At 42.4% G+C, this 13,305-nt stretch carries 16 protein-coding genes; 9 read left to right on the forward strand and 7 right to left on the reverse strand.

Annotation, left to right across the window (positions count from 1 at the left end; translation table 11 throughout):
* Nucleotides 1–6: 6 nt before the first annotated feature.
* Entirely contained in the window at nt 7–1,014 is a 1,008-nt protein-coding gene (locus PGW99_RS06100) for an SDR family NAD(P)-dependent oxidoreductase (RefSeq protein ID WP_273779353.1), read from the reverse strand.
* Between the two features lie 74 nt (nt 1,015–1,088).
* Here PGW99_RS06100 and tusD point away from each other — a divergent pair, with 74 nt between their 5' ends.
* The 4 genes from tusD to PGW99_RS06120 are packed head-to-tail and all read left to right on the forward strand — an operon-like array spanning nt 1,089 to nt 2,484.
* Nucleotides 1,089–1,457: a sulfurtransferase complex subunit TusD gene (tusD, locus tag PGW99_RS06105; RefSeq protein WP_273779354.1), complete on the forward strand. Its 369-nt coding sequence runs from the start codon at nt 1,089–1,091 to the stop codon at nt 1,455–1,457.
* A gap of 53 nt (nt 1,458–1,510) precedes the next feature.
* Nucleotides 1,511–1,861 carry a hypothetical protein gene (locus PGW99_RS06110; RefSeq protein ID WP_273779356.1) on the forward strand — a complete coding sequence of 117 codons (351 nt, stop codon included), beginning with the start codon at nt 1,511–1,513 and terminating at the stop codon, nt 1,859–1,861.
* Between the two features lie 13 nt (nt 1,862–1,874).
* On the forward strand, nt 1,875–2,156 hold the full coding sequence (locus PGW99_RS06115; RefSeq protein ID WP_273779358.1) for a hypothetical protein: 282 nt from the start codon (nt 1,875–1,877) through the stop codon (nt 2,154–2,156).
* 16 nt (nt 2,157–2,172) lie between these two features.
* The gene (locus tag PGW99_RS06120; protein ID WP_273779359.1) at nt 2,173–2,484 is read left to right on the forward strand and encodes a TusE/DsrC/DsvC family sulfur relay protein; all 312 of its coding nucleotides are present in this window, start codon (nt 2,173–2,175) and stop codon (nt 2,482–2,484) included.
* 385 nt (nt 2,485–2,869) lie between these two features.
* Here the strand turns inward: PGW99_RS06120 and PGW99_RS06125 are convergent, their stop codons facing one another.
* Nucleotides 2,870–4,354: a CYTH and CHAD domain-containing protein gene (locus PGW99_RS06125; protein WP_273779361.1), complete on the reverse strand. Its 1,485-nt coding sequence runs from the start codon at nt 4,352–4,354 to the stop codon at nt 2,870–2,872.
* A gap of 1,058 nt (nt 4,355–5,412) precedes the next feature.
* On the opposite strand from PGW99_RS06125, the gene aroQ reads away from it, so the two are divergent.
* From aroQ to accC, 3 genes are read left to right on the forward strand one after another with little or no spacing between them, the layout of a single operon-like run.
* Nucleotides 5,413–5,871, forward strand: coding sequence for a type II 3-dehydroquinate dehydratase (gene aroQ, locus PGW99_RS06130; protein ID WP_273779362.1), 459 nt, complete (start codon nt 5,413–5,415; stop codon nt 5,869–5,871).
* A gap of 17 nt (nt 5,872–5,888) precedes the next feature.
* Nucleotides 5,889–6,308, forward strand: a complete 420-nt coding sequence (gene accB / locus PGW99_RS06135; protein ID WP_273779363.1) for an acetyl-CoA carboxylase biotin carboxyl carrier protein — start codon at nt 5,889–5,891, stop codon at nt 6,306–6,308.
* 16 nt (nt 6,309–6,324) lie between these two features.
* Complete coding sequence (accC, locus tag PGW99_RS06140; RefSeq protein WP_273779364.1) at nt 6,325–7,695, forward strand: acetyl-CoA carboxylase biotin carboxylase subunit; 1,371 nt, start codon at nt 6,325–6,327, stop codon at nt 7,693–7,695.
* A 74-nt stretch (nt 7,696–7,769) separates the two neighbouring features.
* Here accC and PGW99_RS06145 read toward each other — a convergent pair whose 3' ends face one another.
* Nucleotides 7,770–8,246: a hypothetical protein gene (locus PGW99_RS06145; RefSeq protein ID WP_273779365.1), complete on the reverse strand. Its 477-nt coding sequence runs from the start codon at nt 8,244–8,246 to the stop codon at nt 7,770–7,772.
* A 291-nt stretch (nt 8,247–8,537) separates the two neighbouring features.
* Between PGW99_RS06145 and PGW99_RS06150 the strand changes: the two genes are divergently transcribed.
* A complete protein-coding gene (locus PGW99_RS06150) occupies nt 8,538–9,464 on the forward strand; it encodes a hypothetical protein (RefSeq protein WP_273779366.1) in 927 nt (308 codons plus the stop codon).
* 23 nt (nt 9,465–9,487) lie between these two features.
* Here PGW99_RS06150 and PGW99_RS06155 read toward each other — a convergent pair.
* A protein-coding gene (locus tag PGW99_RS06155; RefSeq protein ID WP_273779367.1) for an IS3 family transposase occupies nt 9,488–10,563 on the reverse strand; the annotation gives its coding sequence in 2 pieces (ribosomal slippage) (nt 9,488–10,311 and nt 10,311–10,563; 1,077 coding nt in all).
* Nucleotides 10,564–10,672: 109 nt separating this feature from the next.
* Here PGW99_RS06155 and PGW99_RS06160 point away from each other — a divergent pair.
* On the forward strand, nt 10,673–11,188 hold the full coding sequence (locus PGW99_RS06160; protein WP_443098218.1) for a GGDEF domain-containing protein: 516 nt from the start codon (nt 10,673–10,675) through the stop codon (nt 11,186–11,188).
* 12 nt (nt 11,189–11,200) lie between these two features.
* On the opposite strand, the gene PGW99_RS06165 is transcribed toward PGW99_RS06160, so the two are convergent.
* From PGW99_RS06165 to PGW99_RS06175, 3 genes are all read right to left on the reverse strand, one after another.
* Nucleotides 11,201–12,364, reverse strand: a complete 1,164-nt coding sequence (locus PGW99_RS06165; protein WP_273779370.1) for an MFS transporter — start codon at nt 12,362–12,364, stop codon at nt 11,201–11,203.
* 209 nt (nt 12,365–12,573) lie between these two features.
* Nucleotides 12,574–12,975 carry a helix-turn-helix domain-containing protein gene (locus PGW99_RS06170; protein WP_273779371.1) on the reverse strand — a complete coding sequence of 134 codons (402 nt, stop codon included), beginning with the start codon at nt 12,973–12,975 and terminating at the stop codon, nt 12,574–12,576.
* A 2-nt stretch (nt 12,976–12,977) separates the two neighbouring features.
* Nucleotides 12,978–13,268 (reverse strand): type II toxin-antitoxin system HigB family toxin, encoded by a 291-nt coding sequence (locus tag PGW99_RS06175; RefSeq protein ID WP_273779372.1) that lies wholly within the window; start codon nt 13,266–13,268, stop codon nt 12,978–12,980.
* Nucleotides 13,269–13,305: the final 37 nt, after the last annotated feature.

The raw sequence follows: 13,305 nt of genomic DNA on the forward strand, positions 1-13,305 counted from the left end.
GAGCTACTAACGCCCTTGTAAAACATTTTGATAAAAACGCCATTCATCATCAATCATTTGCTGCAAGCTACGCTGAGGTTTCCAATGTAAAACCGTATGGGCTTTGCCAGTAGTGCCACCCAACTGGTCGAACTCCTGGTGTTTATCGGGTGCAATTAAAGTTTTAATTGGAGATTGGGTTTGCTGTTCAATCACTTTCAACAATTGTTGAATTGATGTTATCTCATCACGACAAATATTAAATGCTTCACAGACATTATATTGTGTTTGTAACCAGAGCAAACTTGCGCTAATGGCATCCGCGACATCTAATACATGGATAAAACTACGTTCTACTGTATGATCCTTGGTCTGCGCCTGATGTTGTAGTTCGAGAGCATCTCGTTGCATGGCAGCGACCTGCAGTGCTAAAGGCACAATATTTTTGGGTAAGGGGGGAATATTTTCGCCCAAAATACCGTGTTCAAATGCACCGACCACATTACTCAGACGCAAGATGGCAATTTTCCATTCATTATCTGTTTTGAAGGTATCCTGAATGATGGTTTCGATCATTTGTTGCGATCGGACATACGGATTTGGATAGGTGTAATCAAACGGTTCATATTCTTCTAAATTGAGTGAAGACTTGCCATAAACCGCCAGACTAGAAAGATGTACCAAGGTACGAACGCCCGTACGCTGCATGGCACGTAACAAGCTCATGATACAACTGACATTGTCATTATAATATTCGAGTGGTTTTAGACTGGATTCATGCAGGGATTTAAAACCAGCAGTATGTATAACCGCCTCGATAGAATACTGTTCAAAAACTTTATTTAAGGCAGGCGTATTACGTAGATCCACTTTGACAAAAGGAACATACATGCCAGAAATATATTCTAAGCGTTCCAGTGTCTGTAAATTAGCATTTGATAAATTATCGACCAATACAACTTCGTACCCTTGAGCCATCAAGCTTAAAGCCACGTGTGAGCCGATAAAGCCTAAACCACCAGTCACTAAAATCATTGTATACTACCTTCTTGTTATAAAGTCTGAATGTTTACTTCATTCCACCGGCACATCTCTCAAGTGAATTTTCAATGAGTACCTTACTGTTAATTACCGCTGCTCCCACTTCGATACATGCTTGGCATGCTTTCAGTCTAGCGCAAGCGCTAAAGAATAAAAATGAGGATTTTCGTGTTTTCTTTTATCAAGATGGCGTCACAGTGGCAAACCAATTGCAATGGGTGCCTGACGACCAGCGCAATCTGACTCAAGCATGGCAAAGTCTCGATATTCGCTTACCGGTCTGTGTCAGTGCCGCGCTTGCACGTGGTATTACCGATCAGGACAATGCTCTGCGTCACCAGCTCCAGCACCACAATCTGGCCGATGGATTTGAACTGGTCGGTTTGGGTGAGCTAGCCGATGCAACTCAGACCGCCACACGTGTGGTTCAATTTTAAAAACATCCATTTCTCATTTTTAAATATGTTATCGCTTGCAGAAGGCGGCTCTTATGAAAACTGTTCTTGTCATTCTTACTCAGGCCAACCTGACCAGCCTACAGGTGAATGAAAGTCTCTCCGCTAGTATGGTTCTGGCCACCTTTGGTTGTGAAGTGAAAATCCTGCTACTTGATGCAGCCTTAAGCTTATTGAAATCTGATCTTGCATTTGACCGTTTAAAGCACGCTTTTAAAGTGGCTTCAAATATGGTCGATAGTTTCGAGTTTTATGATTTAACACCAATTTGGGTAGAAAAAAAGCATCAGCAGCACCCCTTCGTGACTATGGCTGAACAAGAAATCGAGTTCGTCGAACTCAATGCAAATTTGATCCAATCTTTTGACCACGTCCTCTATTGGTAAAACAGGATATATCATGTCTGAAGCAAGTTTGTTTTTACTGCAAAGTCGTTTTGCCGATACTCCATTAATGCTTGATCGCGTTCGACAAATCTATGGTCCAGGCGACCAGATCTTATTAATGGGTGAAGCGGTGTTATTCGTTGAAGATACACGCCTGCATGACTTGCCTGTTTCAATTTTAGCCACCGATGCTGAAATCTTAGTAAAGAACCTTCCTGAACATATTCAGGTATTAGATCAGAATCAGTTTGCAGCATTGGTATTGCAGTTTACACGCTGCATTACTTTGAAATAATTACTTAGGCTATTTTATGAATTTACAATTAGATCAAGATGGTCATTTGGTAGATTACACGATCTGGAATGAGCAAGTTGCTCAGGAGTTGGCAAAAACACTGGATCTGGAATTAACCGATTGGCATTTTCAAATTTTGCTGGCCGTACGACAATTTTATCAACAGTTTGGCCACTCTCCGGCGACACGTCCCCTGATCAAGTTTTTAATGAAAACAGTGAGTCCAGAAATTAATAATGCGCTATTACAACAAAAATTTAATACGGGTCTTGTGGCACGGCATTTAAGCCGTTTGGCAGGTGTCCCTAAACCGGCAAACTGTTTATAAATATAAAAAAGCGAGCTTCGTTCAGAAGCTCGCTTCGCTGAAAGGACCTCATTACTTTATTCTTTTTAGTTCTTTTATCGTTTTAATTTACCTTATTGTTTCTGCTAAAGCCTACTGACCCAGTTTTACAAAGCTGCTACACGGATTGCTGTGTAGTCATCTCTGTATCAGTCATGTACATGCAACAGCAGATTACTTGGCCTTTCCTGACCATAATTAAATGGATGCAATCTGCGTGCCAAGCTTCTGTTTAATTTAAAAAAACGCAGTAAAAGAACAAATTAACGCTAAATTCAACTCAATGACCAAATTCTCAGTATTTTTTCAGCCTCGAAAAGCAGCATGATCTATGGCTACGCACCATGAGCATGCACATGAAAGAGGGTTAAGACCAAAATTTTGGTGCTTGAGGTAACTGTTCCAGTGCATTGGCACAGTCTTGTAAAATGAGAGTTCGTTGCGCGACGATCCAGCCCACGGCAAACCAGGCACGCTGATCTTTCTCTGCTTCTGTGCGGAATAATTGCTCGGCCACAACCAGATCATTAAATTCTCCTAATGCATCTAGCGCAGGACGGATGTGGCTTAAATACTTTTGTATGGCCTTCTTCGGATATAAAGGCGCAACAAACTCAACACAATAGCGTAGACGTTTAAGGCGCTTACGGGTACGGTGACGCTGTTCATCTTGAAAATGACGGAATCCTGCTGCATCTTCAACCAATTGGCGATGCAAACGCTTAATGCTCTTTTCGGCTTGTTCCATTAAGGACGTATTAGATTTCGTATCAGCAGAATCCTTACACGGCGTATTGGCAAACGTCATTAGAATTAATAATAGGCGCACATATTCAGGCGATCGTAAGGCTTTACCTGCTTGATCGTCAGGCAATCCGTTGGATAGAGATACCAAAGGTGCTCCTGCTGTATGCAATCGCGGAAACAGGCTTTCAGCCAAGGCATCACGATCACGTATCCCTCCTAACTGATTAAACAGTTCAGCCAGTATAGGTTCCCACCCGGGCGCAACTTCCTCTGACCAATGACCAAACACTCTTAATGCACTGCGTAAACGGCGAATCCCGATACGGGTTTGATGTAAATGCTCTGCCCGTCCAACCCCGCCCGCAACAGCAGCAGCATTGGGTAATATTTGCGCCAGACAGCTATTAACCATTTTTTTTAAGGCAGTTTCAGGACTGTCCTTTTTATTTAATGTCGGTGCAGAAGCCTGAACAGCAGGACTGACCTGCAAGCCATGTGCCAGCAAATCTCCTCGTTCAGCTTTACTTCTAACATCTAGCCAAAGCTTGTAACGCTTCACCCAACCAGAAGCAAAGGCAAGCAGGCTTTTCACTGAACCTTTTTTCAGTTCAAATTCAATTTCATAAATCTCGTCACGGGCATTTCCTGCACGGACTTCTCCACAATCCAGACATACTTCAATTTCAGCGCCCTGATAGTGGGCGAGATAATATAGACGCTCGACATCCGTTTCAAATTGCAATTTCAAAGCATCTACGGACTCACCCAAAGCCTGATCGAGTAACTGACGTGCTTCCACACTTGCATCCGTATGACGTTGAACATCCAGCTCGGGAGCCAATGCCTGTTCTGGGCTTAGAGTCACTTCATGCTCAAAACGCTGTAGATGATTACGGCCTGCAGCCTTAAAGGTTTGTACCCAATCTGCTCCTTCTTTACGCATACGTAGCGCCATCTCAGCCTCTGCCATTTTACGATCAGGGGTATCGTAATATTTGGCTTGCAGATGAATAGACTGGGCCTGCTTTTTGACCACAGCCTGATGAACTGCTTCACGGGAAGCTTCAGGAATCTGAAATTTCAATTCGATTTCAACCATGCCCATAAGATCTCACCCGTCGTTAAAGTTCATCGTTATTGTTTATTATGATGATGCAACTGCATATTCTTTCATACACAAGATTCACTGATCTACAAAAGGCACCTCATACAGTTTAACTATTGCATAGCTGCTCATGGAGCGTCAACAAAAAAGCCGCCAGGTGAAGCACCTGATTTTAGGCTTAGTCACTGATATTTCTCTACATTTCATTGGAATAGACACGTAATTTTCTGTCAACGGCATATTTCCAACAATTTCTTTCCAAGAGACATAAAGCCCAGTTTCGATACGCTCTCATCTTGAATTAAGATCACAGTCAGATATTCGTCAAATTTATACGCGTAATTTGAGCAAAATGGCCACTCCAAACTATGATTTAAAGCAATCTAAGAATATGATCTAAAAGAGTGGAAAATCAGGAAGGTCTAAATTGCAGCAGCCTGATTTTTCAGCTGATAAAAACGGCTATAGACTGTACAGCTACACTCATCCCAATAAAATCCAACTGTACCTGAATAGATTTAAATCCCATTGAAATTAACAGCCGAGCATCCAACCCAATAAACTATAATCTATTGTTTTTATTAATTTTAATTAAAATTAAAAAAGTAATACTAAATAGACAAACATGATTACGATTAAACTGAGGACCTTTAACCTTCCCTCTGATAAAGAGGTTAATTTCTTGAGTAGCGGGATTGTATTGTCTATTTATGAAGTGTGGTGCATTACAATATACGATATTTTTTGAACAACTCACGCTGAGTTTTTATGCTGTTCTCTAGGCAACCTGATCTTCCTCTTATAGACGATTCATCAGCAATTAACCCTTTTGATCTGATCCAACTGATCTGCTAAAAACTTTAATCTTGCAAAATTTTGTCATTTTTTAACATTGTCATTTCTGCACAAAATTCACAATATATAGCCCTGAATCGACATGCTGTTTTTGTGAAAATTTAAACCAATTAAAAAAAAATTGCGAAATTTTATGTCGAATTAAGCAAACTTTGTAGACATTTTACAGAGAAGATTTGCATTTTTAACTTGGAGCAAACTAAATGAGTTCGACGATTTTGGTTATTCATGGACCAAATTTGAATTTGCTAGGAAAGCGCGAACCAGAAGTCTATGGATCACTGACACTTGATGACATTAATCAACAGCTCATCGCCCAAGCCCACAACGCCGCCATTCAGCTCGATACCTTCCAAAGTAACTGGGAAGGGGCAATTGTCGACCGTATTCATCAAGCCTCACAAGAAGGCATCGAATTTATCATTATCAATCCTGCCGCGCTGACTCATACCTCAGTGGCTGTTCGCGATGCCTTGCTTGGCGTTGCCATCCCGTTTATTGAAGTGCATCTGTCCAATGTACATGCACGTGAAGCATTCCGCCATCACTCTTATCTTTCTGATAAAGCGGTTGGTGTAATTTGTGGTCTCGGTGCAAAAGGTTATCGTTTTGCGCTCGATTATGCCATCGAAAAAATTCAATCACTTACTACTCAATCATAATTTAGGAACACTGCCCCATGGATATCCGTAAAATCAAGAAGCTCATCGATTTGATGATTGAATCTGACTTGCAATCGATTGAAGTGAAAGAAGGCGACCAATCTATCGCAATCGCTCGCCCAGCACCAGTTTATGCAGCAGCAGCGCCTGTGGCAGCAGCAGCGCCTGCAGCAGCACCTGCAGCGGCAAAAGCACCACGTGGTGCGGTTGAACCTTCTCCAATGGTTGGTGTGTTCTATGCAGCACCAAGCCCAGGTGAAGCACCATTCGTTAAAGTAGGTCAAACGGTAACAGCGGGTGATACTCTAGGTATTATCGAAGCGATGAAAATCATGAACCCGATCGAAGCAACTCAAAGCGGCGTGATTGAAGAAATCCTTGTGAAAAACGGCGAAGTCATCCAATTCGGTCAACCACTTTTCCGCTATCGCGCTTAAGACCTCGGGGATTCATATGTTGCAAAAAGTTTTAATTGCAAACCGTGGTGAGATTGCTCTACGCATCGCCCGTGCTTGCAAAACTTTAGGAATTAAAACTGTTGGTGTTTATTCCGATGCGGATAAAGACCTGATGCACTTACGCTTTGTTGATGAAGCGGTCTGTATCGGTCCGGGTGCGACCAGTGAAAGTTATCTCAACATTCCAGCACTGATCACCGCAGCAGAAATTACAGGTGCAGATGCCATCCATCCAGGTTATGGCTTCCTCTCTGAAAATGCAGAATTTGCAGAAATCGTAGAAAGCTCAGGGCTAATTTTCATTGGTCCACGTCCAGAACACATCCGTCTGATGGGCAACAAGGTTTCTGCCATTATTGCCATGAAGAAAGCCGGTGTACCAACCGTACCAGGCTGTGACCATGCTGTGACCATTCACAATGCACTTGAGGAAGCCAAACTGATTGGTTTCCCATTGATCGTAAAAGCCGCTTCAGGTGGTGGTGGTCGTGGTATGCGTATCGTTGAACGTGTCGATACCCTGCTTGAATCGGTTCAGGCTGCACAGCGTGATGCTGAAATGTGGTTCGGTGATGATACTGTCTACATGGAACGTTTCCTGCAAAAACCACGTCACGTCGAAGTTCAGGTTTTGGCAGATGGTGAAGGCCATGCCATCCACCTGTATGACCGTGACTGTTCTTTACAGCGCCGCCATCAAAAAGTATTGGAAGAAGCACCTGCTCCAGGTTTACCAGAAGAAGCACGTGCCGAGATTCTTGAAGCCTGCGTGAATGCGTGTAAATTGATGCAATATCGCGGTGCGGGTACATTCGAATTCCTGTTTGAAGATGGTGAATTCTTCTTCATTGAAATGAACACCCGTGTTCAGGTTGAGCATCCAGTAACTGAAATGGTGACGGGTGTTGACATCATTGAACAACAGCTACGCATTGCTGCAGGTTTGGGTCTTGAACTGCAACAAGAAGATATCGAAGTCCGTGGTCATGCCATAGAATGTCGTATCAATGCTGAAGATCCAACCACGTTCATGCCATCACCAGGCAAAATCGAGAACTTCTATGCGCCAGGTGGTGCAGGCATCCGCTTAGATTCTCATATCTATCCAGGTTATAGCATTCCACCGTATTACGACTCGATGATTGCCAAACTGATTGCGCATGGTAAAGACCGCGCAACATCATTTGCACGTATGCGTCAGGCTTTAGATGAGATGATCCTAACAGGTGTAAAAACCAATATTCCATTGCACAAGGACCTCATCTTAAAAGATGAAAGTTTCTGTGAACAAGCAATGGATATTCATTACCTTGAAAAGCACTTGTTAAAGCAGCTTGAAGGTCAGCAAGAAGAAGCGAAAAGCTAATTCGGGCTAGAATAAAAAAACCTCTTACCATGTTAAGAGGTTTTTTTATTGGATCTGTTTTTTAAATTGAGGGATTAGGGCAATATGCGATGCAAAGTGGCAAAACATTGTTCCGCTTTTTCATTGTTACAAAAGTGAATCGTTCGTGGACTGGTCCACTGAACAAAATACTGGGAAACCTCTCCAGTCTGGTCTTCCTGACGACCAGAGCAATCAAGTGAGTTATTGTCATACTTGATCTGCAAGACCAAAGCCGGTAACTGTTCTTTGGAATCTTGTGGTGGTTGATAATCGTATAGACCTGAGGACCACTCCTGTCCACTCCGGATCACCACCTCATTGTTGCCACGGAAATTATAATACTCAACACAGGCTTTATTCTGTGGAATCTCCATACCCCACAAACCTAAGATTTCTGGTCGTGAAACAATGCGGATCGGACTATTATTTTCTTCTTGAGCCGTGGCTTCCCCCTGCACATTATTATTTTCTGCAACCGCAATGCCGCTCATCGTTAAAAATAAAAAAGTTGCCAAAAATATTCTTTTCATAAGTCTTTTGTGCCGTAAACTCTTGCTCTTTAACTTAGCATATTCTGATATAAAATCGTTCATCTATAACGATATATAACAATCGTTTCGCTAGGTTTTTATGCAAATGTTGTGGGTTCGGCATCTTTAGATTGCAACACTTCAATAACAACTCAGAGGTTTACTCGTTATTAAAATTTAATCATTTTCAATTTTGCTAAATTTTAGTACTCTTGAAGAATGTGATATTTCACTACATAAATAAATATTTTTACGTCGTAAATCACATTTAAATCGGGATAGGAAGTTCATTTGATTGATTTAACCCAAAAAGCATTGTTACGTACAGGCCAACATCTTCGCATATTGTTGATTGTCGCCAGCCTGATGTTTTTCTTTAGCGCTTTGGGTATTTTATCTCGTCCATTCGATTTACTCTCCTATTTCTGGCCGGCCAATGCCGTATTACTCGGGATTCTTTTACGTTTCCCACATCTACGCAGTGTTTCTGGCTGGTTAGGGGCTTTTATTGGCTTCCTTACTGCTAATATCGGATTGAATGGCGGTATCGAAATTAACGTCTATATGACGATTGCCAATTTGATTACCGTCTCCGTTTCACTTACGCTGATTGACTTACTTAAACTGAATTATCAGCGTTATCAGCGTTATCAGCAAGGTGTTCAGGATCTTTATCTGATTGTACTCAGTGTGCTGGTCGGCAGCATGATGGGTTCAGCCTTTGCCATTTTGACCATCCCGCATCTAGAAAATACTTTTTTGCCCGGGCATCAATTGTGGCTAGATTTCGCCATGTGGTGGAGTGCAGAAATGATCAATATGATCACCTTCCTACCCGTTGTGCTCGCATTACCTAACAAAGAACTTTTTCAGCGTTATTGGCATGATCAACGGCGTATAACTTGGGACTGGATGACTCTATTCCCCTTTCTTGGTGTGATCGTTTCACTTTTTTTCGCCAACGTATATTTCGGAACTGGAGCCCTCTTATTCCCTTCAGCTGCTTTAATTTGGTCAGCATTAACTTATCCGATCTTTTTTGTGGCACTGATCAATTGTCTAGTCTGCATGACCTTATATTACAGCGCCAATCTTCACTATTTAAGTCAGTCTGCGGAACTCTATCTGACCCATAGTATCTCAATCCGAGTCGGGCTATGTATGCTGGCGCTAGGCCCCCTGACACTAAGTATATTAAGTGCGGTAATCCTCCCATAAATAACCGAAGTTAAAAGTAGAGGTTAAGCAGCCATTAGAGGAGGCTTTCCTTTGTTTGCTTGGTGTGGTCTTTCATGATTGTAATGCCATAACCAGCTAGTTGCATAATCTTGTACTTCATCCAAAGTATCAAATAAGTGTTTGCTCAGCCAACTATAACGTATGGTCCGATTATAGCGTTCAATATACGCATTCTGCTGTGGCTTTCCAGGTTGAATATATTCAATACGAATACCGTGCTCAGTAGCCCAGCGCACAAATTCGTGACTGATAAATTCGGGGCCATTATCGCATCGGATCACTAACGGTTTTTCTCTCCACTCCAGCAATTGATTCAACGTACGAATAACCCTGATTGTGGGCAATGAGAACCCTGCTTCAATGGCTAGGCCTTCGCGGCGGTAATCATCAATCACATTCAATAATCGAAACTTGCGACCATCGGAAAGCTGATCATGCATAAAATCCAGTGACCAGACCTGATTTTCTCGGATTGGTTCTTTCAATGGTTCAGGCGCATGCCGTTTTAGTCTTCTTCTCGGTTTAATACGCAGATTCAGTGCTAACTCACAATAAATGCGGTAAACCCGCTTGTGATTCCAGCAGCAACTCTCAACATGCCGTAAATACGAGAAGCACAAACCAAAGCCCCAATCGGAATTTTCCTCAGTGAGTTCAATGAGCTGTTCAGCAATGAGTGCATTGTCATCGCTGAGTTTGGCTTGATAGCGGTAGCAGGTTTCACTAATGCCAAATGCTTTACAAGCCAAACGAATACTAATGGCATGCTGGGCAACTGCCTGTTGTGCCATCTTACGCCGGCAAGATGGCCTCACCACTTTTTTGCCATCGCTTCCTGAATGATCTCTGCCTTTAAGCGTTCCTCAGCATACATCTTTTTAAGTCTGGTATTTTCTGCTTCCAGTTCTTTGAGTCGAGCCATCAATGATGTATCCATACCCCCATATTTTGCACGCCATTTATAAAAGGTGGCATTACTCATGCCGTGTTCACGGCAAAGGGTCGCCACAGGTGTGCCAGATTCAGCCTGTTTCAAGATGGACATGATCTGACTGTCAGTAAATTTAGATGTTTTCATGCAGAATCTCCTGCCTACACTTTAAGAGAAAATTCTACTTTTAGATCCTATTATTTTTAGGGGGGATTACCGTGCCAACCGTAAAGCACTATATAAACAGGTACTTTATCTGGCGAACCATGACAGTTTAACTCAAGCCATGACCCGCCGTTATTTCCTCGAAGAAGCTGACCGTATTTTATACAGCCCAATCGTTCGCCCACGCAGTATCAGCATTTTATTGATGGACCTGGATTTTTTTAAAAATATTAATGATCAGTACGGCCACCATGTGGGAGATATGGTTCTCAAAAAGTTCTCCACAATCGTGAAAAACAGCCTGCGTGAAGAAGATCTCTTTGGGCGTTTGGGAGGAGAAGAATTTGCCATTCTACTCACCAACGTCAGTGCCGCACAAAGCGTACAGATTGCTGAACGCATCAGAAATGCTGTAGAACAGGCCAGTTTCCAACTAGAAGATGGTTCTACCTTGACGATCAGCGTGAGTATCGGCTTACATTATCAACCAGCACCTTTTTATCCTTATTTCACTCGTCTGCTCCAAGCAGCGGACGTAGCTCTCTATCGTGCAAAAGCCAATGGTCGTAATCAGATTTATATGCAACCGAAATCATCAATCATCTAACAAAAATAAGGGTTAGGCCGCTTTTTGTTCTACCTGATTTGGCAAACCAAAAATAAATAATAATCCCAACAACGTCGCGGCACCGGCCAGCATAAAAATCGTTTCCCCACCCATCAACTGCCAATAACGACCTGCCAAGATACTGCCCAAAGCAACCCCCAGTCCCCACATGGTACTGTAAAGCGCCTGACCACGCCCCTGTTGTCCAGCCGAGAAATTCTGGAAAATTACACGCATTGCTATCAGATGAAACAACCCAAAACTGAAGGCATGAATGGTCTGAGCAGCCAGCTGGAACCCAAAACTTTCTGAAAATATACCTACCACAACCCAGCGTATACCCGTGATCACTAAACAAAAAGCCACCAACACACGCCAAGAAAAACGGTTGAGGAATAGATGGGCACAAGCAAACATGATGATTTCTGCAATGACACCAATCGACCATAGCAAGCCGATTTGAGTAGTCGAAAAGCCGATTTGATTGAGAAAGTTACTGTAAAAACTATAAAAAGGCGCATGTGAGAACAGCATGACAAACTCAATCAAAAAAAAACTCATGACCACAGGACGCTTGATAATCGGCCACAGCGGTTCAAGTGTAGCTTGCCTGTTCGGTGCTGTTGCAGGTTCTCGAATTGTAAAGGCCCATAAAAAGGCCAAAAACGCGATACATAGCAATAAGATCGGCAGCATCGAAATCGGGATAATCTCTAACAGAGCTCCAATACCAAAGACCCCGACAATAAAACCAATCGATCCCCATTTTCGTACTTTACCGTAACGTTCCTTACGTTGTTCTCCCAACCAGAATAAAGTAACCCCTTCGAATTGGGCCAAGATCGCATTCTGGAAAAAACTGAAAATCAGCATTAATAAGGCAACGGTTTGAAAGTTATTGGGAATAATAAAAATTAAAAACCAAATACAGGCTTCCATCCATGTGGCAATACGTACCAGTAGCATGCGTTTACCGGTTTTATCAGCAATCCATCCCCAAATGAACGGGGCAAAAAACCGGGTAATAATCGCGATTGACGATAAAACTCCAATCTGCTGATAGTCAAAGCCTTGATCTTCCAGATACAGATTCCAAAATGGCATGAAAGTACCCACAATGGAATAGTAGAAGAAGTAGAATCCTGCAAGTCTAGACTGGATTGGAAGGCTTAGCATACAGTTGTAAACACTTGTAATTTCAATGAGTTAAGAATTTTAAGAGTGGTATGCAGTAGAACTCAAATGGAGGAAGTTGGCGTTCAATTGTATACTGCTCAAAAAACCATCTTTTTGGCCGTTATATGATACTCGCTCCCTTCTCTGATGTCTTTCAATAAAAAAACCGCCCTTTCGGACGGTTTCGTTTTTACCAATCACCTATGCCATCAAAAGAAAGTATCTGCAGAAACATTGAACCGTTCTGAGAGCGCTTTGATATGACGGATATTTAACTGGCGTTTGCCATTCAAAATTTCAGAGATGACAGACTGTGTGGCAACCTCTGGCAGATCAGACTGCCCAAGGTGATGTTGTTCCATCAAGAATGCCAAGGCTGTACGACCATCACCTTGAGGGATTGGCAGATGTTCATTCTCATAAGCAGAGACTAAATCACCCAATTGATGAATAAGCCCCATGAGTGGATCAGATTCATCATCACCTACTAGATCCAGTAGTTCATCTAGTGCTTCCACAAGAGTGCTGAAATCTTCTTCTGTCTCAGGCTTGGTCAGTAATGGCGCGACATAACGCCAATGGTCAACTGCCTGTTTAATCATTGCATTCATGTCTAGCCCTCCTTCCACTTACCTAAATCATATTCTTTGTGTGATAGAACATGACGGATATACACTTTCTTTGCTTGGTACATGACAATAGCAATCAATCTAATTTTGTTACCACCGATATCGAATACATGAAACTTTCCTACTTTATCGACTGCGGGAAATAAGCTCTTCATTTCAGCAAAGTCTTTAGGATTGTTCGCTTTAATGATTCGGTACCAACCATCTAATGCACTTTCAGCCTGAGGCCACTTCTGGATTGCTTCAACAATTCTGGTGTGGGTGATTACGTGCATTTGTCCATATCGCATTTTGCTATAAATTGAGTATATA

Origin of the sequence: Acinetobacter sp. GSS19, from assembly GCF_028621895.1 — a bacterium.
Classification (GTDB): Bacteria; Pseudomonadota; Gammaproteobacteria; order Pseudomonadales; family Moraxellaceae; genus Acinetobacter.

Coding starts and splice junctions, on each gene's coding strand:
- PGW99_RS06100 (WP_273779353.1), bottom strand. CDS start 1,014: ATGATTTTAGTGACTGGTGGTTTAGGCTTTATCGGCTCACACGTGGCT.
- tusD (WP_273779354.1), top strand. CDS start 1,089: ATGAGTACCTTACTGTTAATTACCGCTGCTCCCACTTCGATACATGCT.
- PGW99_RS06110 (WP_273779356.1), top strand. CDS start 1,511: ATGAAAACTGTTCTTGTCATTCTTACTCAGGCCAACCTGACCAGCCTA.
- PGW99_RS06115 (WP_273779358.1), top strand. CDS start 1,875: ATGTCTGAAGCAAGTTTGTTTTTACTGCAAAGTCGTTTTGCCGATACT.
- PGW99_RS06120 (WP_273779359.1), top strand. CDS start 2,173: ATGAATTTACAATTAGATCAAGATGGTCATTTGGTAGATTACACGATC.
- PGW99_RS06125 (WP_273779361.1), bottom strand. CDS start 4,354: ATGGGCATGGTTGAAATCGAATTGAAATTTCAGATTCCTGAAGCTTCC.
- aroQ (WP_273779362.1), top strand. CDS start 5,413: ATGAGTTCGACGATTTTGGTTATTCATGGACCAAATTTGAATTTGCTA.
- accB (WP_273779363.1), top strand. CDS start 5,889: ATGGATATCCGTAAAATCAAGAAGCTCATCGATTTGATGATTGAATCT.
- accC (WP_273779364.1), top strand. CDS start 6,325: ATGTTGCAAAAAGTTTTAATTGCAAACCGTGGTGAGATTGCTCTACGC.
- PGW99_RS06145 (WP_273779365.1), bottom strand. CDS start 8,246: ATGAAAAGAATATTTTTGGCAACTTTTTTATTTTTAACGATGAGCGGC.
- PGW99_RS06165 (WP_273779370.1), bottom strand. CDS start 12,364: ATGCTAAGCCTTCCAATCCAGTCTAGACTTGCAGGATTCTACTTCTTC.
- PGW99_RS06170 (WP_273779371.1), bottom strand. CDS start 12,975: ATGAATGCAATGATTAAACAGGCAGTTGACCATTGGCGTTATGTCGCG.
- PGW99_RS06175 (WP_273779372.1), bottom strand. CDS start 13,268: ATGCACGTAATCACCCACACCAGAATTGTTGAAGCAATCCAGAAGTGG.